The organism is Nocardia arseniciresistens (assembly GCF_046764875.1).
Classification (GTDB): domain Bacteria; phylum Actinomycetota; class Actinomycetes; order Mycobacteriales; family Mycobacteriaceae; genus Nocardia; species Nocardia arseniciresistens.
The window spans coordinates 292,460-311,194 of sequence record NZ_JBKORD010000007.1 but is presented as its reverse complement, the minus strand read 5'-3'; the positions used below and the strand labels follow the sequence as shown (position 1 = coordinate 311,194).

9 protein-coding genes are annotated in these 18,735 nt (G+C 66.5%); 4 read left to right on the top strand and 5 right to left on the bottom strand.

What is annotated here, in order from left to right:
• The first annotated feature begins 77 nt into the window (after window positions 1-77).
• Complete coding sequence (gene pks13, locus ACLMAJ_RS15380; protein ID WP_412014334.1) at window positions 78-5,492, top strand: polyketide synthase Pks13; 5,415 nt, start codon at window positions 78-80, stop codon at window positions 5,490-5,492.
• Between the two features lie 26 nt (window positions 5,493-5,518).
• The gene (locus tag ACLMAJ_RS15375) at window positions 5,519-7,063 is read left to right on the top strand and encodes an acyl-CoA carboxylase subunit beta (RefSeq protein ID WP_412014333.1); all 1,545 of its coding nucleotides are present in this window, start codon (window positions 5,519-5,521) and stop codon (window positions 7,061-7,063) included.
• A 63-nt stretch (window positions 7,064-7,126) separates the two neighbouring features.
• Here the strand turns inward: ACLMAJ_RS15375 and ACLMAJ_RS15370 are convergent, their stop codons facing one another.
• A complete protein-coding gene (locus ACLMAJ_RS15370) occupies window positions 7,127-7,624 on the bottom strand; it encodes a peptidylprolyl isomerase (protein ID WP_412014332.1) in 498 nt (165 codons plus the stop codon).
• Between the two features lie 265 nt (window positions 7,625-7,889).
• On the opposite strand from ACLMAJ_RS15370, the gene ACLMAJ_RS15365 reads away from it, so the two are divergent.
• On the top strand, window positions 7,890-11,222 hold the full coding sequence (locus ACLMAJ_RS15365; protein WP_412014331.1) for an arabinosyltransferase domain-containing protein: 3,333 nt from the start codon (window positions 7,890-7,892) through the stop codon (window positions 11,220-11,222).
• Between the two features lie 61 nt (window positions 11,223-11,283).
• Here the strand turns inward: ACLMAJ_RS15365 and ACLMAJ_RS15360 are convergent, their stop codons facing one another.
• Window positions 11,284-11,445 carry a hypothetical protein gene (locus ACLMAJ_RS15360; RefSeq protein ID WP_412014330.1) on the bottom strand — a complete coding sequence of 54 codons (162 nt, stop codon included), beginning with the start codon at window positions 11,443-11,445 and terminating at the stop codon, window positions 11,284-11,286.
• Window positions 11,446-11,527: 82 nt separating this feature from the next.
• Entirely contained in the window at window positions 11,528-11,929 is a 402-nt protein-coding gene (locus ACLMAJ_RS15355; protein ID WP_412014329.1) for a winged helix-turn-helix transcriptional regulator, read from the bottom strand.
• 98 nt (window positions 11,930-12,027) lie between these two features.
• On the opposite strand from ACLMAJ_RS15355, the gene ACLMAJ_RS15350 reads away from it, so the two are divergent.
• Window positions 12,028-12,960: an NADP-dependent oxidoreductase gene (locus tag ACLMAJ_RS15350; RefSeq protein WP_412014328.1), complete on the top strand. Its 933-nt coding sequence runs from the start codon at window positions 12,028-12,030 to the stop codon at window positions 12,958-12,960.
• A 123-nt stretch (window positions 12,961-13,083) separates the two neighbouring features.
• Here ACLMAJ_RS15350 and ACLMAJ_RS15345 read toward each other — a convergent pair whose 3' ends face one another.
• Window positions 13,084-16,530, bottom strand: coding sequence for an arabinosyltransferase domain-containing protein (locus ACLMAJ_RS15345; protein WP_412014327.1), 3,447 nt, complete (start codon window positions 16,528-16,530; stop codon window positions 13,084-13,086).
• Between the two features lie 37 nt (window positions 16,531-16,567).
• The gene (locus tag ACLMAJ_RS15340; protein ID WP_412014326.1) at window positions 16,568-18,343 is read right to left on the bottom strand and encodes a glycosyl transferase; all 1,776 of its coding nucleotides are present in this window, start codon (window positions 18,341-18,343) and stop codon (window positions 16,568-16,570) included.
• Window positions 18,344-18,735 lie beyond the last annotated feature (392 nt).

Sequence of the window (18,735 nt, the reverse complement as noted above, 5' to 3'; positions counted from 1 at the left end):
CGCTGTAGGTCGCGCGAACGACACCCAGCGTCAATTCGCGGCGCGCCCGGTACGCAGACAGGTAGCTTGAGGAATTGATGGCTGACAACGAGGGCACGCCCACCCAGACGACCGGTATCGCGCGCGCCGAGGCGGACGCGATCGATACTCCCGACGCGGCAGCGCAGGCGCAGTCCGCTGCGCAATCCTCCGCTCCGACGCCGGATCTGTCCGTCGCGGAACTGCGGGAGTGGCTGCGGCGCTGGGTTTCCGACGCGACCGGTCAACCCGTGGAGAACATCACGGTCGACCGGCCGATGGAGGAATTCGGGCTGGCTTCGCGCGATGCCATCGCACTCGGCGGTGACATCGAAGAGCTGACCGGCGTTGTGCTGACCGCGACGGTGGTCTACCAGCATCCGACCATCGCCTCGCTGGCCGATGTCGTCATCAACGGCGAGCCGGAGTTGCCGCAGGAATCCGCCGATGACTCGTACTACACCGGTGGGTACAAGCCGGGCGAGGCGCACGACGTCGCGATCGTCGGTCTGTCCACCCGGCTGCCCGGTGCGGGCGATACCCCCGAGTCGACCTGGGATTTCTTGATCAATCGCGGCGACGGAATCCGGGAGCTACCCGAGGGGCGCTGGGACGAGTTCCGCGGTGAGCCGCTGCTCGCCAAGGCGATCGAGGACGCCAACACCCTCGGTGGCTACCTCGATCAGGACGTGGTGAAGGGCTTCGACGCGGAATTCTTCGCGATGTCGCCGATCGAGGTCGAGCGGGTCGATCCGCAGCAGCGCCTGATGATGGAGCTGACCTGGGAGGCGTTGGAGCATGCCAGGATTCCGGCCAGCGAGCTCAAGGGTGAGCAGGTCGGCATGTTCGTCGGCTCCACTACCAGCGACTTCCAGCTGATCTCGGCGCTCGGGCTCGGCGAACGCGACCCGAATGTGCCGATCTCGGCCGAGGCGTACTCGCTGATGGGCGGCTCCAACGGCATCATCGCCAACCGGGTCTCCTATTTCTTCGACTTCCGTGGTCCCTCGGTCACCGTCGACACCGCGTGCTCGTCCACGGTTGTCGCGGTGCACCAGGCGGTGCGCGCGCTGCGCGAGGGTGACGCCGATGTGGCCCTGGCCGGTGGCGTGAACATGATCCTCGCACCGATGGCCACGCTCGGCTTCGATAACAACGGCGCCGTCGCCAAGAACGGCAGGGTCAAGGCGTTCTCGTCCGACGCGGACGGTTTCGTCCGCTCCGAGGGCGCCGGTCTGGTTGTGCTCAAGCGCCTTGCCGACGCCGAACGCGACGGCGACCGGATCCTCGCGGTGATCAAGGGTTCCGCGGTCAACAATGACGGCAGGTCCAACGGTCTGCTCGCGCCGAACCCGGATGCTCAGGCCGAAGTGCTGCGCCGGGCTTACCGGGACGCGGGCATCGCCCCGTCGACGGTCGACTACATCGAGGCGCACGGCACCGGAACCCAGCTCGGCGACCCGATCGAGGCCGACGCCCTTGCCAGGGTGGTCGGGCGCGGTCGCGATGACGACAAGCCCGCGCTGCTCGGTTCGGCCAAATCCAACTTCGGTCACTTGGAGTCGGGCGCCGGTGCGGCCAGCCTGGCCAAGGTGATCATGGCGTTCCAGCACAATGTGCTGCCGCCGAGCATCAACTACGAGGGCCCGAGCCCGTTTATCCCGTTCGACCAGGCGCACCTGAAGGTCGTCACGGAGCCGACGGAATTCCCGCGCTACAGCGGTACCGCGACCGTCGGCATCTCCGGCTTCGGTTTCGGTGGCACCAACGCGCACGTGGTGCTTCAGGAGTACGTGCCCTCGGGGATCGCGCGGGCCACGGTCGAGGATGTCCTTGACGAAGAGGCAGCCGGGAGCGACGACTCGCAGGTCGCCGGAGCCGACACCGATGAGGTAACCGAGGTTGTCGCCGAGCCGGTTGTGGCAGGCACCGAAACCACAGTGTCCGAGCCGGAATGGTCGACCGAGCGGGCAGAGCCGCTACCGGTGATCCTGGCGGTATCGGCCTACCTTCCCTCGCGCCGCCGCCGCGCCGCCGCCGATCTGGCCGATTGGCTGGAGTCCGACGCGGGTCGCGAGGTACCGCTCGCGGATGTGGCACGGTCGCTTGCCAAGCGCAGCCACAACCGTTCACGCGGCGTGGTGCTCGCCAAGACGCACGATGAGGCGGTCGCGGGCCTGCGTGCCATCGCGGCGAGCAAGCCCGGCGCCGGTGTCTTCACCGCGGACGCTCCCGCCGCCAACGCACCCGTCTGGGTGCTCGCCGGTTTCGGCGCTCAGCACCGCAAGATGGGCAAGCAGCTCTACCTGGAGAACTCGATCTTCCGCGCGGCCGTCGACGAGGTCGACGAGCTGGTGCAGGACGAGGCGGGTTACTCGGTGCGCGAGATGTTCCTGGACGACGAGCAGGACTACAACGTCGGCACCTCGCAGGTCGGCATCTTCACCATCCAGATCGGCCTTGCCGCATTGTTGCGCGCGCACGGTGCCCAACCTCATGCGGTGGTCGGCCATTCGATGGGTGAGGTGGCCGGTGCCTACATCGCCGGCGGTCTGCCGCTCGAGGACGCGGTCCGCGTGATCTGCGCCCGCTCGCGCCTGATGGGCGAGGGCGAGGCAATGATCACCGACGCGGATGTCCGCAATATGGCGCTGGTCGAGCTCAGCGCCGAGGATGTCGAGAAGATGCTCGTCGACTACCCGGAGGTGGAGTGCGCTGTCTATGCCGCGCCGACCAACACGGTGATCGGCGGACCACAAGACCAGGTTGCGGCCATCGTCGCGCAGGTCGAGGCCGCAGGCAAGTTCTCGCGGGTGCTGCAAACCCGAGGCGCGGGGCACACCTCGCAGATGGATCCGCTGCTCGGCGAGCTGGCGGCCGAGCTTGCCGGTATCGAGCCGACCAGATTGACGGCGGGCCTCTACTCGACCGTCGACAAGGAGCAGTTCTACCGCGCGGGCAGCGACCCGGTCCATGACGAGGACTACTGGGTCAAGAACATGCGCCACGCGGTGTACTTCACCAACGCGGTGCGGATGGCGGTGGACACCGGCCACACCACTTTCCTGGAGCTGGCTCCGAATTCCGTTGCGCTGATGCAGGTTCTAGGAACCACCTTCGCGGCAGGCCTGCACGACGCGCAGCTCATCCCGACGCTCAAGCGCAAGGAAGACGAGTCGGCGGGCGTAATCGCCGCGCTGGCGCAGCTTTACGTGCACGGCCACCGTGTCGATCTTCCGTCGCTGTTGCCCATCGGCGAGTACGCCGATATTCCGCGCACCGCTTTCCTGCGCAAGCCGTACTGGCCGAAGGCGCGCATCGCGGCGGGTGGCGGCAATGCCAGGGTGCCCGGTGCGCACGTCGCGCTGCCCGACGGCCGACACGTCTGGGAGGTGCAGGCCTCGGCCGTCACCGACCTGGCCGCGCTGGTGAAAGCCGCTGCGGGACAGGTACTCAGCGACGTCACGCTCGGTGCGTCGATCCCGCACGCAGCGCTGCCGACCGCGGGAACGCTCACCACCACGCTGACACCGCATCTCGGTGGCGCCTCGGTGCAGGTGCATGCCCGCGAGGGTGCGAGTTTCGTGCTGCTGTTCGAGGCGGTCGTCGCCTCCGGCGCGCCGCTGCCCGAACTCGTTGTCGCCGCACCTGTTGCGGGTAACGCGCTCGCGACGACCGGTGATGCGGATATCGAGATCGTCGAAACCTTCGGTGACCGTTGGGATCCGGAAGGCACCCAGACCCTAGAGGAGCGGCTCGCGCTGATCGTCGCCGAGTCGATGGGCTATGCGGTCGAGGATCTGCCGATGGAGATCCCGTTGATGGAGCTCGGCCTCGACTCGCTGATGGCCATGCGTATCAAGAACCGGGTCGAGTACGAATTCGATATCCCGCAGTTGCAGATCCAGGCTGTGCGCGATGCGAACCTGAACGAGGTCGGCAAGGTTCTGCACTACGCCATCGATCATCGTGAAGAGATGCAGGCGATGGCCGAAAAGCAGGCCGCAGGCGAGGAGATCGCGGTCGACGGCGGGTTCGTGGCCGCGGCCCGTGCCGCACTGGAGGCCGGCGATGATCCGGCCGCGGCGGTAGCGAAAGCGACCGGCGGCGAAGAGGTTTCGCAGCTGGATACCGAGAACACCTCGGTGGAGTCCGCGGCCGAGGCGATCGTCACCGAGGCCGAGACGGCCGCTGGCATCACCGGTGCTGCCGCTGGTACGGCGGCACCGGCCCCGATCTCGACCGAGCAGGCCGCCGCGGCCGCGGCGAAGGAAGCGGCGATCGAGCGATCGCTCGATCGCGAGGACACCACTGCGCAGGGTGCGGCCGAGGCCGTCGTCGCGCAGTCGGCTCCGGCCGAGACCGAGTCGGTCTTCGGTGCGCAGCAGTCCACCGACGAGGACGGCGTGCCACCGCGTGATGCCGCCGAGCGGTTGACCTTCGCGACGTGGGCCATCGTGACCGGCAAGTCCGCGGGCGGCATTTTCAACACCCTGCCGATCCTGGAGGAGGAACTCGCCGAGAAGATGGCGACCCGACTCACCGAGCGGGTCAAGGCCGAGGTCACCGTCGACGACGTGCTCGACTGCGAGAGCATCGAGCAACTCGCCGATGTCGTGCGCGGTCTACAGGACAGCGGTGGCGATGTAGATGGATTCGTCCGGCCGTTGCGAGCGCGCGCCGAGGACTCGAATGCGGTGCCGGTCTTCGTATTCCATCCCTCCGGTGGCAACACGCTTGTCTATGAGCCGCTGCTGAAGCGACTGCCGTCCGGCACCCCGATGTACGGCTTCGAGCGCGTCGAGGGTGACATCGTGGAGCGGGCGCGCAAGTACCTGCCCGAACTCCGCAAGATCCAGGGCAATGGCCCGTATGTCCTGTACGGCTGGTCGCTCGGTGCGGTGTTCGCCTTGCAGGTCGCACAGCTGCTGCGGGCCGAGGGCGCCGATGTGCGCGTGGTCGGTCTTATCGACCTGGCCATCCCGACGGAGGGCGAGGACAACAGCCCCGAGGAGCGGGTGCGCCGTGTCGAGCGCTACCAGGCCTTCGCGAAGAAGACCTACGGCGTCGAGGGTGAGCTTCCGCAGGAGCAGTTGGAAGAGCTTGCCGCGGCAGCCGACGACGAGCAGTTCAAGATGATCAGCGATCTGATCAAGATCAGCGGAACCAAGATTCCCGGCGGTGTGCTCGAGCATCAGCGCACCTCGTGGATCGAGGGACGCCACCTTGCCAAGACGAGACCGACCCACTACGACGGTGACGTGGTGCTCTACCTCGCGGATCGCTATCACGACGGCATGATCGAGCTCGAGCCCCGCTACGCCGATCGACGGCCCAACGGTGGTTGGGACGAGTACATTCCCAACCTCGAGGTCGTTCGCATCCCGGGCGACCATCTGCAGATCGTCGACGAACCGCGGATCGGGAAGATCGGGGCCGACCTCACTGCGAAGCTTGCCGTGATTGCCCCGTAGGGGGTGCACCTGAGGAGAGGGGCCAAGTGACCACGACTGCCGAGAAACTCGCCGACCTGCACCGAAGACTCGACTTAGCGCGGGAACCGGCGGGTGAAGTGGGGGTGGCGAAGCGGGCGAAGAAGGGAATCCCGAGCGCACGCGATCGGATCTATATGCTGCTCGATCCGGGCACCTTCGTGGAAATCGGTGCGCTGGTGCGTAAGCCGGGTGACCCGACGGCGCTCTACGGCGACGGTGTCGTCACCGGGCACGGCTTGGTAGAGGGTCGACCGGTCGCGGTGTTCTCGCACGACCAGACCGTGTACGGCGGGTCGGTCGGTGAGATGTTCGGTCGCAAGGTCGCCCACATCATGGAGTACGCGGCGAAGGTCGGCTGCCCCGTCGTCGGCATCAACGACTCCGGCGGCGCTCGCGTTCAAGAGGCCGTGACATCGCTGGCCTGGTATGCCGAGCTCGGCCGACGCCACGAGCCGCTGTCGGGCATGGTGCCGCAGGTCTCGCTGATCCTCGGCAAGTGCGCGGGTGGCGCGGTGTATGCCCCGATCAACACCGACGTGGTGGTCGCGACCGAAGAGGCCTACATGTTCGTCACCGGTCCCGGGGTGATCCGGGAGGTGACCGGTGAGGACGTCAGTCTCGAGGAGCTCGGTGGCGCGAACAGTCAAGCGCAGTACGGCAATATCCATCACGTCGCCAAGGACGAGGTCGCCGCGTTCGACTGGGTGCGCACGTACCTGAGTTTCCTGCCGACGAGCTGCCAGGAGCTGGCGCCGGTGGTGAATCCCGGCATCGAGCCCGAGATCACCGAGAGCGATCGAGAACTGAATTCGATTGTCCCCGACTCGGATAACGCGGCCTACGACATGCACGACATCCTGTTGCGCATCTTCGACGACGGCGACTTCCACGAGGTGGGCGAGCCGACAGGGCGTAATGTCATCACCGGATTCGCCCGTGTCGATGGGCGCAGCGTCGGCGTGGTCGCCAATCAGCCGATGGTGTACGCCGGCGCCCTCGACGCGCGGGCCTCCGACAAGGCCGCCCACTTCGTGCGGATGTGCGACGCGTTCGAGATTCCACTGGTGTTCGTGGTGGATACTCCGGGCTTCCTACCTGGTGTCGAGCAGGAGAAGATCGGCGTTATCAAGCGTGGTGGCCGATTCTTGTTCTCCTACGTGGAGGCCAGCGTTCCGAAGGTCACCGTGGTGATTCGCAAGTCCTACGGCGGCGGGTACGCGGTGATGGGCTCGAAACAGCTCGGCGCGGATGTGAATCTGGCGTGGCCGACCGCACGTATCGCGGTGATGGGCGCGGAGAGTGCGGTCAGCCTGATCGGGCGCAAGCAGATCGCGGCGGCCCCGGAGGAACAGCGGGCGGCCGTGCGCCAGCAGATGATCAACTTCTACAACGCGACCATCGCGACACCGTGGGTCGCCGCCGAGCGCGGCTATATCGACGCGGTCATCGAGCCGTCGTCCACCCGACTGGAGCTACGTCGCGCGCTACGTCTGTTGCGTGACAAGACCCTTGCCCGCAACCCGCGTAAGCATCACCTGCTGCCGCTCTGATCGGTCCGCGATCGGGCCGCACCCTGTTGGAGCGCGGCCCGATTCGCGTTGTGCGACAACAGGTCAGGCGATGGACGCCGATTCGATGACAACGTCGTCGTTCGGCACGTCCTGGTGGCCGCCCTTGGAACCGGTACTGACACCCTCGATCTTGTCGACTACTTCGGTGCCCTCGACGACCTTGCCGAACACCGTGTAGCCCCAGCCCTGCGGGTTCGGAGCGGTGTGGTTGAGGAAGCCGTTGTCCGAGGCGTTCACGAAGAACTGCGCGGTGGCGGAGTGCGGATCATTGGTACGCGCCATCGCGACGGTGTACTTGTCGTTCTTCAGGCCGTTGTTGGCTTCATTCTGGATAGGGGCCTTGACGGACTTCTGCCCCATGCCGGGCTCGAAGCCGCCGCCCTGAATCATGAAGCCGGGGATAACTCGGTGGAAGATGGTGCCGTTGTAATGGCCGGCGTTCACGTACTCCACGAAGTTCGCCACGGTCCCTGGTGCCTTTGCGTCGTCCAGCTCCAGCACGATCTTTCCGAAATTCGTCTCGAGATTCACCTTGGTCATGACCCACACCTTTCCACTGACCCCCCACCAGGTCAGCCATTCGGGGTCTACTTTTTGTTCACGCCGACTTCGCCAAGCCCCCTTCCAGTCGATTCCACCCCATTCTTTCGGCCTTCGTGGGCCCCTATATCCGGTCGGTGACCCGGGCTTTCGCCAGGATGACGCGGCGATTACCGGCGGTCGGCCCAGAAGTTGCTCGGCGGACGGCGCGGCTCATGCGTACGCGGCGCCCGCGCGGACACGCGGGAAGCTAGCATTGCCAACCGTGCCCGACGCCGCTACCGCTGTCTTGACTAAACCGCCTGCCGCGCCCGCGGCCACGCCGAACGATTTCCGCACCGCACGAATAATCGCGCTGGTTGCGGGTGTGCTGGGGGCACTGTTCGCGCTGGCGAGTCCGTTCCTGCCTGTCTCGCAGACGACTGCGGTGCTGAACTGGCCGCAGGACGGCAAGCTCGGCAACGTGCAGGCGCCGCTGATATCCCAGGTGCCCATCGAGCTGAAGGCCACCATTCCGTGCTCCGCCATCGCGGAGCTGCCGGAGCAGGGCGGCATGCTGCTCGCCACCGCGCCGCCGCAGGGCGATCGGGCGGCGCTGGAGGCCATGTTCGTCCGGGTGTCCGACACCGCGGTGGACGTGATCGACCGCAACGCGGTGGTCGCTTCGGCGCAGCGCTCGCAGATGAGTGCGTGTTCGTCGATCACCATCAGCTCCGACATCGACGCCACCAAGGCGACCTTCGACGGCCTGACCGCGATGGTCGAGCGGCCGGCCGAGGGTGGTGGCGCCAAGCAGCTGGTCTCGGTGCCGGTCTCCGGGCAGCTGGCCGGCGATCTGCGGCCGCAGGTGGTCGGTGTCTTCTCCGACCTTCAGGGCGCGGTGCCCGCTGGGTTGTCGTTCGAGATGACCGTCGACACTCGTTTCTCCTCGAGCCCGACCGCGATCAAACTGATCGCGATGATCGCGGCGGTGCTGTGCACCCTGATCGCGCTCGGCGCGCTTGCCAGGCTCGACGGCAGCGACGGCCGCGGCCACCGCCGCTTCCTGCCCGCGAACTGGCTGAAGCCGACCTGGACGGACGGCGCTGTCATCGGCACACTGCTCGTCTGGCATTTCGTCGGGGCGAACACCTCCGACGACGGCTACATCCTGAGCATGGTCCGGGTTGCGCCGCACGCGGGGTATATGGCGAACTACTTCCGCTGGTACGGCGTTCCAGAGGCGCCGTTCGGCTGGTACTACTACGTGATCCAGATCTTCTCCGAGATCTCGACCGCGAGCCCGTGGGTGCGGTTGCCCGCGCTGGTCTGCGCCATCCTCTGCTGGATGGTGATCAGCCGTGAGGTGGTGCCTCGCCTCGGTCGCGGCGTGCGCCTGAGCAAGGTCGCACTGTGGACCGGTGGGCTGGTCTTCCTGACGTTCTGGATGCCGTTCGACAACGGCCTGCGCTCGGAGCCGGTCGTCGCGCTCGGTGCGCTGCTGACCTGGGTGTCGATCGAGCGGGCTATCGCGACCGGTCGATTGCTGCCCGCCGCGATCGCGATTCTGGTCGCCGCGTTCACGCTGGCGGCCGCGCCGACCGGCTTGATGTGTGTGGCGGCCCTGCTTGCCGGTATCCGCCCGCTGGTTCGGATCGTGGTGCGACGACATCGACAGTTCGGCACATTGCCGTTGCTCGCGCCGATAGCCGCGGGCGGCCTGCTGGTGTTGATCGTGGTCTACAGCGATCAGACCTTCGCCGGTATCCAGGAAGCCAACCGGGTCCGTCAGGTCACCGGGCCGAACCTCGCCTGGTACGAGGACTACCTGCGCTACTACTACCTGTTCGTCGAGACCGTCGACGGCTCGCTTCCGCGCCGGTTCGCCTTCCTGCTGATGCTGCTGTGCTTGTTCACCACCATGCTGGTGTTGTTGCGGCGCAGGCAGGTCCCCGGCATCGCGAGCGGCCCGACCTGGCGGCTGATGGGCGTGGTCTTGGGAACCATCTTCTTCATGATGTTCAACCCGACGAAGTGGACACACCACTTCGGCGCCTATGCGGGCATCGCGGGATCACTCGCCGCCGTCACCGCGGTCGCGGTGTCGGCGAGTGCGTTGCGAGCACGGAAGAATCGCGCGATATTCCTGGCCGGGTTGCTCTTCCTACTGGCGATCTCGTTCTCCGGTATCAACGGCTACTGGTACGTCTCGAGCTTCGGTGTGCCGTGGTTCGACAAGCGGATCTCGCTGCACGGCTACCAATCGAACACGCTGATGCTCGTGCTGTTCGGCGCGTCGCTGGCGCTGGTCGCCTGGTACGCGCTGCGGGAGGACTACACCAAACCGCAGCCGTCGGCGAAGTCGGTGCGTGGCAAGCGAATTCGCAAGTTCGCGGCCATCCCACTGACCGTCGTCGCCGCGCTTATGGTCGCCATCGAGGTGCTCTCGCTGGTGAAGGGCGCGTACTCGCAGTACCCGGCCTACTCGCTCGCCCGCTCGAATTTCGACTCACTCGGCGGCAACACCTGCGGTCTGGCCAATGACATTCTGGTGGAATCGGATCCGAACGGCGGCAGGCTGGCGCCGATCGACGACCCGGCCGCTCCGCTGAAGGATCCCAACGACCCGCTCGCGGGAGCGGATCCGGTCGGCTTCGATGCCAACGGCGTTCCGAAGGACCTGTCCGCCGACAGCGTCGAGGTGAAACCGGGTACCGGCAACACCTCCACCCAGTCGGTCGGCGCCGCGTTCGAGAAGGGCCAGAGCGCGGGCACCGGTGGCGGCGAGGGCGCGCTCGGCGTCAACGGCAGCACCGTGGCGCTGCCGTTCGGGCTCGACCCGGCGACCACCCCGATTCTCGGCAGCTACCAGGAGGGCGTGCAGCAGCCATCGCACGTGGTGTCCAGCTGGTATCAGCTGCCCGCCCGTTCGCCGGAGACGCCGCTGGTGGTGATCTCGGCGGCAGGACGCATCCTGTCGATCGACGACACCGGTGACGTCAAGTACGGTCAGTCGCTGACCGTCGACTACGGCAAGCGCCTGCCCGACGGCAGCGTCGAATCGCTCGGCACCTACCTGCCGCGCGACATCGGCCCGTTCCCGTCCTGGCGCAACCTGCGGGTTCCGCTGGACAAGATCGCGCCGGACGCCGACGTGGTGCGGGTCGTCGCCAATGATCCGATCCTGATCGGTGATCAGTGGCTGGCCTTCACCCCGCCGCGGATGCCGAAGTTGCAGTCGCTCAACACCTTTATCGGCTCACAGCAGCCGGTCCTGCTGGACTGGGCGGTCGGCTTGCAGTTCCCGTGCCAGCGCCCGCTCGACCACAAGAACGGTGTCGCCGAGGTGCCCGGCTACCGCATCCTGCCGGACCGCCCGCTTGCCGTCAGCTCCACCAACACCTGGCAGGCCGAGGAATTCGGTGGCCTGCTCGGCTTTGCGCAGATGCTGGCGAAGTCGACGACCGTCCCGACATATATGAAGGACGACTGGGCTCGCGACTGGGGCTCCTTGGAGCGCTACGACCAGTACGACCGCAATGCCACCCCGGCAAAGCTGGAGACCAGCACGACCGACCGTGGTGGCCTGTGGTCGCCGGGGAAGCTGCGAGTGTTCTGATCCACGCATAACGAAAGGCCGTCCGCCGGTTACCCGGTGGACGGCCTTTTTTGACGGGTGGTCAGACCTTCGTCATGCGAAGGCCGAGTTCACGGCGGAGCAATTCCGCCGAGGGGTGGCGGGCCAGTACACGCAGCACCGCCGGTCGTAGTTCTCGTTGCTCGTCGGCAGTGAGCATTCCGACCAGGTCGCGTAGATCCATGTCATCGAAGGCCGCGGTCATGGTGCTCAGATTACGGTTCAACCTCGGGTTCGGGAGGTTTTCGAATTGCCAGTTCTGGGTATAGGCAGCGAAAGGGCAGTCGTTAGGGCGACACGCCGTCATAGCGCGCCCGTGCGGTGAGCACATCATCCATCCGCGCCTCCGCCCACGACTTGATCACCGACAGCACCGGTTGCAAGCTGCGACCCAGGGCGGTTAGTTCGTAGTCGACACGGACGGGCACCTCGGCGGTGATCCGGCGTTCCACGAGGCCGTCGCGTTCGAGGGTGCGCAGGGTTTGGGTGAGCATCTTCGGGCTGACGCCCGCGATCGCCCTGTTGATCTCCGCGTAGCGCCTCGGGCCGTCCGCGAGGGCGATGAGCACCAGGCTCACCCATTTGTCGCTGATCCGGTCGAGCAGTTGGCGGGTAGGGCATTCCGCCACGAAGTCGTCGTACCGCTGTTTGGCCAGCTCCTGGTGTTGCTTCGCCGTTGTTGTCGCCATCGACTTCCCTTGCTGCCTGTTACGCACTCTCAGGTAACTACTACCCAATGGATAGTGCCGAGCCTACGTTGGTCGATGTCCACCAGGAAAGGAACATCATGCGTGCAGCAGTCGTCCGCAAGCCGGGTCGCGAAGCCGTTGTCGAGCTTGCGGAGGTACCGACACCACAGCCGGGGCGCGGGGCAGTGCGGATCAAAGTCGCTGCGGCAGCGGTCAATCCGGTCGATCTGATGGTCCGCGATGGTGTCGGCGGCACGCCGTTCGCCGCGTCGCGTGACCAATGGGGCGTCGGCTGGGATGTCGCGGGCACCATCGACGCCCTCGGCGCCGACGTCACCGAATTCGCACCGGGCCAGGCGGTGATCGGCATCAGTGACCGTCTCGACGTTTCGCTCGGCGCGCAGGCCGACTACATCGTCCTCGAGGCCGGCAATATCGCCCCGGCACCGACGACCGTGAATGCGATTGCCGCCGCGACGATTCCACTCAACGGCCTGACCGCGCTCCAGGCTCTCGCCGCCGTCGGTACGCAGCAGGGGCAATCCCTGCTGATCACGGGCGCGACCGGCGCGGTGGGTGGCTTCGCCGTCGAACTCGCTGCCGCGGAGGGCATCCGGGTGATCGCATCGGCCGCTGCCGCCGACGAGCAAGCGGTGCGCGCACTGGGCGCTACCGACTTCATCCCCCGAGAATCGTCACTGCCCGACGCGGTTCGCGAACTGATTCCCGGCGGCGTCGACACCGCACTCGACGCAGCGGCCCTCGGCCCGCAGACCCTCGCAGCCGTCCGCGCGGGCGGCCGCTTCGTCTCGATCAGCGTCCCGGCCACCCCGATCCCGCTGCGCGGCACCAGGGTTACGACTGTCCTTGTTCATGCTGACCGTGCGCAGCTCGATCGTCTCGTCGCGGCGGTCGACACCGGCAAACTGACCCTGCGGGTCGCCGATACCTACCCGCTGGACGCTGTCGTGGCCGCCCAGCAGCGTCTTGCCGCAGGCGGGCTACGCGGCCGCTTGGTCCTGATCCCTTAGCCGCGCGAGTGGGCACGATCGCAGTAGCTCGAATCGGGGCTGCCGCGGACTCCATGACCACCCCGACCCCGAAGCCGAACCGGCCGCACTCGGAGAGTGCGGCCGGTGTAGGTCAGCGGATGATCAGCGCACCCGAATCGGGTCGGATTTGGCCCAGCCGCTGCGGGATTCGACTGTCACGTCGACGGTGGCGGGGTGGACGTTCGGGTCGTAGGGGGTGAACTTCTCGAGGGAGCCCCAGTCCCTGGACCAGTCGTTGTCGAGGTAGGTGGGGATGGTTTGGGACTTCAGGAGCAGGCCGGTCCAGCCGAGGGGGCCGCCGCCGATATCGTCCTGCCAGGCGTTGGAGGCATCGGAGCCGACGCGGTCGGGCAGGATGCGCCAGTCGGGGACCTCCGCTACGCCGTCGTGGTGGGCGAAGGGGCGCTGGCAGGGGAAGGCTAGGCCGACATGCCAGTCGAGCAGGACCGGATCCTTCGAGCCGACAACTGAATTCAGGGTCGCCAGCTTGGGAAGGCGGGGCGGAGTGAGCGCGAGCCACTGCTTCTGAGTGATGTCGTTGTCCACAGCGACCAGGCGCACCGTATTCGCCTCCAGCGGCAATTGGTCCAGTGGGACACGGAGATTGCGCCACGAGGGGGCCGGGCCGACATCGAGCGGTGCCACCGAACCGAGCTCCTTGACCGTACCGTCCGCGCCGCGCACCCCGTACTCGAGGCGCAGGTCCGCACCGTAGGTGACGACGCCATCCGCGTCGATCGAGCGGATCCGGCCCGCCGCGGTGATGACCAGTACCCGGTAGGCGGGGTCGTTGCGCATGCTGTCGGCCAGGTCGAGGTGATACCACTGGGAGGTCAGCGTGGCCTGCTGCTGGTCGCTCTCCCGATAACTGCCCATAACCGGAGTCCTGGCGGGATCGAGGCCGAACGGCAGTGCCACGGTGCTGCCGTTGATGCCGGTCTGTTCGGTGGTGCCACCGCCGGTGCCCGCTCCGGTTGTCTTGGTGGTCTTGTTCTTCGAATCGGTGTTCACCGAATTGGCGCCGCCCGATACCGTTTCGTCGGCGTCGGCGGTGAGGTCACTCGCTACGCCGTTGGGGGTGAATCCCTTCGATTCCGCCGATAAGCCGCCGCTGGCTGCTTGCAGGTCGCTCGAAACAACGCTGCCTGGAGAACCCGTGATAGGCGACAGCAGCGAGTCGGAGGTGTTCGTCTCGACGAGCACCTCGTTCGCCATCGCGCAGGTATTACCCGAGAGCGAATCCAGATTCGACTTCGCGATGGAGTACGCGGGGTACTGGGTCACCGCGGCCTTGGCCAGCGAGGCCACCTCGAACAGCACCAGCAGCGCCGCGGCGATGGTCAGCGGTGCGGAGGCGAAGCGATCGAAACGTGTTGGGGCGGTGTCGCGGTCCCGACGGTAGGGCTCGCGATAATGCAGCCACACCGCTACGACCAGCGCCACCCCGCTCAGTATCAGGAACAGCGTCGAGATGCCCTTGCCCGCGACAAGCGGCGCCTTGTCCCACCACGGCACGCCGTAACTCGAGACGTACCACCAGCCGTTGGATCCGGTGAAGGTGATCGCAAGCAGGAACAGCACCGCGGAGGCGAACAGCGCCCTGTTGCGCGGTGCGCGAATGCCTTCGCTGCCAACGGCAACCGCGGCCAGCGCGGCCAGCGATCCGGCCAGTCCGGCATAGACACCGAAGTGGTGGGTCCACTTGGTCGGTGTGAACATCATCAACAGCAGTGACGCGAACACGATGCCGAGGATTCGGACCGACGGACCACGCGCGGTACCCGGAATCCGTCCCTTTCGCAGCACCTGCAACACACAGACCAGCAGGCACAGCAGCATGACGAGCACCCCGAAACGCCGCGAAAGCGACCCGTCGGGCGCGAGCATCAACAGCGAATCCCAGCGGGTGCGCTCATCGAACCAAGCCACATTCGGGCCGACGATGGTGCGCACCCTGGTCGCTTCCATGACGGTCGCCAGCGTCTGGTCGGCGAAAACCACTATCAAGACCAAGGTTCCGGCAGCGAGACCGGGAGCGAGCAGAGCCGCGTAACGGAAGAACGCCGCCGGTCTCGATGGGCGATCGGTCGCAGGAACTGCGGTAGTTGGCCGCTCGGCAGCCGCGGCGCCCTCCGTGCCGGTCGAATTCGCGCGGTTGTCGTCGGCCGCGCCGAGGTCGGCTTTGCTGTCGGCGAGGTCTGCGTCGGCATCGGCCCTGCGCACCCCGCCGAGCGTCCCCGCCGCATCCCGCGCTCGCCTGACGATGATCTCCAGCACCGGCCGGGAACCGGCGATCAGCGCGGCGATGCAGATGAGCCCGGTCGGTCCGGCGGCCAGGGAGAACGCGGCGATCAATACCGCGATCGCGGCGGGCAGCAATCGCCCTGTCGCGATCGCACGTTCGATCGAGCACCAGGTCAGCAGCGCGCCCGCGGCGATAAGCGGTTCCGGCCGCAGGCCGTTGTCATAGGGGAGCCAGAAGGCGAGGAATACCAGCCCGGCCGTCCACAGCGCGACCTTGTTGCGCCGCACCCGTGCGCCCAAGCGGGGCAGCACTTCTCGGCTGATCACCAGCCAGCACACCACTCCTGCGATGAGCGCGGGCAGCCGCATCCACGGGCTGGCGTCGGAGACCTTGGTCATCCATGCGAGCACCTCGTAGGACCAGCCGAACGGCGCTTCGGGCACCGCGAACCAGCGGTAGTAATTGGCCATGTATCCGGCGTGCTCGGAGGCGCGCGCCATATTCAGGATGTAGCCGTCGTCGGAGGTATTGGCGCCGATGAAATGCCACAGCACCAGGATGCCGAGCACCGCGCCGTCGGCGACGGTGAACCGCCACCAGTGTGCGGGCAGGAAGCGGCGTGCTCGCCTGCCGTCGGCGTTGTCCAGCAGATGCAGTGCGATAAGCGCGACGATGGTGAGAACCGCCGCGGCGATCATCGCGGTCAGCTTCAGCGGCGACGGTGTCGAGGAGAAGCGCGAGTCGATATCGGCGTGCAACCGTGCGCCGTCGAGTTGCGTGCCGTCCAGATCGGTGAACACGCCGACCATCTGCGGCCGGATGTCCCGTGCCACGGTGTTGCGGAACGGCGTCCCGTCCTTGCGATTCGCGCCGGTGAATTCGGCGGTCGTCGCGGTCGCCGTCGAAGTGACGGTGACCGCGTCACAGCCCGCGATCTCCTCGACCGGGGCCGAAAGCAGCGGAACGTCGCGCAGCACCACCGCAAGCACCCCGTCGGTCACCGAGACGACCAGCCCCTTGGCCGTCGCCTGCCCGGAGCCGTCGGGAATGGTCGAGAGCAGCGTGCCCGACTCGGCGGCCAGCACGGCCGAGCACGGCAGTGTCGCGCTGAGCCGCTGTGGCACATAGGACACCAGCGGCGCCTCGACGCTGCTGGAGCCTGCCTGGGGCCAGTCCAGAGTCGCCTGGTCCTGCCGCACCGGTAAAAGCGGTGTCAGTAGCGCCAGCGCGAATCCGAGAAGCCCGGAGACGAGGGCGATCAGGCGGTTACGGGTGAACGCTCGTGTTGCTCGGTCCGGTCGCACGGGGGTTGATGCTATCTACCGTTGCCTGTGATCCTCACTACCGCAGCGCCCTAACGTCCCAGAGCCAGACGTCGTCGACCCGTGTCGGTGTGGCACCGAGCAGTCGCATCATGGTTGTGCGCAGCACATCGGAGTTCTTCGTCGATGGCAGTACCACCACGTCCGCCTGCCAGAACCGCAGGTCGTCGAGGGCCCAAGCACGCGCGTCGGCATCGATCTCCGGTACGACTCCGGTGTCCTGCGCCTTGACCAGCAGTGCGGTGGTCGCTCTGATCTCCGGTCCGTAGATGCCCTTCTTCGTGGTGCCGGTCGGGCCGACGAAGTATCCGCCCGCGAGTGCGAAGTCGAAGTTCGCATCGACCTGCCAGCGCAGCGCCGCCGCGCCGAACGGTCGCGGTGGCGGCACTATGACCACGGAACCGCCGCTGACGTAGTCGCGTACCGTGCCGTCGGCGAAGAATTCCGGTGTCGGCGCGCGATCGATCACCGGGAGCACGGTCGGTACCAATGGCAGCAGCGCGAATGTCAATGCGGCGAACCAAGCCAGCGGTTTCCAGTCGCTCGCGGACTGCCGCCATGCCGCCACGGCGCGGTCGGTGGCCAGCGCGAGGATGGCCGCGATGGCCGGGATGGCAGCCATGGTGAGCCGTGTTTCCAGCACGCTACTGAGCAGCGGGATATGTTCGGCCCAACGCCACGGCATTTCGAGCCCGGTGGACTGCTTGCCGACCATGGCGACCGCACCCAGCGACAGCACCCCGAACACGGCGATCACGACACCGGCGGCGCGGACCACGCGCGCACGCCACAGCAGTGCGGTGGTCACGGCGAGCAACAGCAGCAGCGGCCAGCCGAAGTAGGCATTCTGCTCGGTATCGTTGATCGCGACGTACTGGCCGGGTGCGAACATGCCGCCGAGCGATTCGGACGGGAACTGCACTATGGCTTTGAGGTCATTGCCCATCGGCCCGTGGTCGATCGAGCGGTAGCTCTGCGGCCCGAAAAATTGCCACCACAGCGGAATCGCGGTGAGCGTCACCGTGATCACCGCCGCCAGCGTGACTGTCGGAACGAGCGTGCGCAACACCCGCGTCCCGGTGCGAGGTCCATGTAGGTAGTACACGACCGCGAACAAGCCGAAGGCGAGCGCGAAGATCAGCAGCGGTTCCTCACCGAGCGCGATCTGCATGGCAACGAGCAGGCCGAGTATTACGGCATCACGAATACGCCTGCGCGGCTTACCTTCTTCTGCGTCGACGCTGGTTATCGCGCGTCGCGCGATGCGAATGAAAAGGCCCGCGATTATTGGAAGCAGCAGCAGCGCGACAAAATTCGGATGCGCGTTGGCATGCGAAATCATCGCAGGCGCGAACCCGCAGAACACGCCGCCGATCGCGGCAGCGAGCCGAGACTCGACAAGCTCGCGGGAAAACAGCCAGTACCAAGCGAAGGCAGTGCCGCTCAACCCGAGCGTGAGCACCAGCACGAACGTGACGGTCGGCCCGAACAACAAGGTGATCGGCGTCAATGGCACCCCGACACCGAACATGGCCGTATTGGCCATCATGTTCACCCCAGCCGGGAAATTCTGTAGATCGGTACCGAGCGGATTCTCCAGGTGGGCCACCGAATGCGCGGTAACCGCGAAGAACCACTCCCACATCGTCTGGTCCTGACCGCTCTTGATCAGATACCCACTCTGCGTATTACGCCACTGCCCCGACAGCACCGTGGCCGCCAACGCGAGATACCCCACAGCAACGACCAGATCGCTCCGCCCGACCCGAACCCACGGTAGCCAACGCCTGGCCACCCGCCGATCCGATAGAGACACTCCGTCCGGTGTCGGTCGCTCTGAAACGACTCCTACAACGTCATGTGTCTCGACCAGCAAAACGAACTACTCCTCCGGATGTCGGAACCAGCCGTCCAAAATACCCAGCCGCCCTGTGAACACCCTGGCAGTCGGCCTCCTGGCGCACTGCCGGATGCCACTGGGACCGCACGCGGCACCGCGCCGACCATCTGACTGAATATTCCGGACGTCCCGGACCACTTACCCATTCCACCCCCAACCCACTCATCCCGCCCGCCCAGCCGACCCACGAGTGCACATGCCTCCCGCAAACAGCGAGTAGCGCCCTCGGCGATGTGTCACTCATCACCAGACGAATGCCTCGGCCGCGGCCGACCGTGGTGATCGGC

What these genes read in the sequence shown, in the direction of transcription:
- pks13 (WP_412014334.1), top strand. Translation starts at nt 78, where the DNA reads ATGGCTGACAACGAGGGCACGCCCACCCAGACGACCGGTATCGCGCGC.
- ACLMAJ_RS15370 (WP_412014332.1), bottom strand. Translation starts at nt 7,624, where the DNA reads ATGACCAAGGTGAATCTCGAGACGAATTTCGGAAAGATCGTGCTGGAG.
- ACLMAJ_RS15360 (WP_412014330.1), bottom strand. Translation starts at nt 11,445, where the DNA reads ATGACCGCGGCCTTCGATGACATGGATCTACGCGACCTGGTCGGAATG.
- ACLMAJ_RS15355 (WP_412014329.1), bottom strand. Translation starts at nt 11,929, where the DNA reads ATGGCGACAACAACGGCGAAGCAACACCAGGAGCTGGCCAAACAGCGG.
- ACLMAJ_RS15350 (WP_412014328.1), top strand. Translation starts at nt 12,028, where the DNA reads ATGCGTGCAGCAGTCGTCCGCAAGCCGGGTCGCGAAGCCGTTGTCGAG.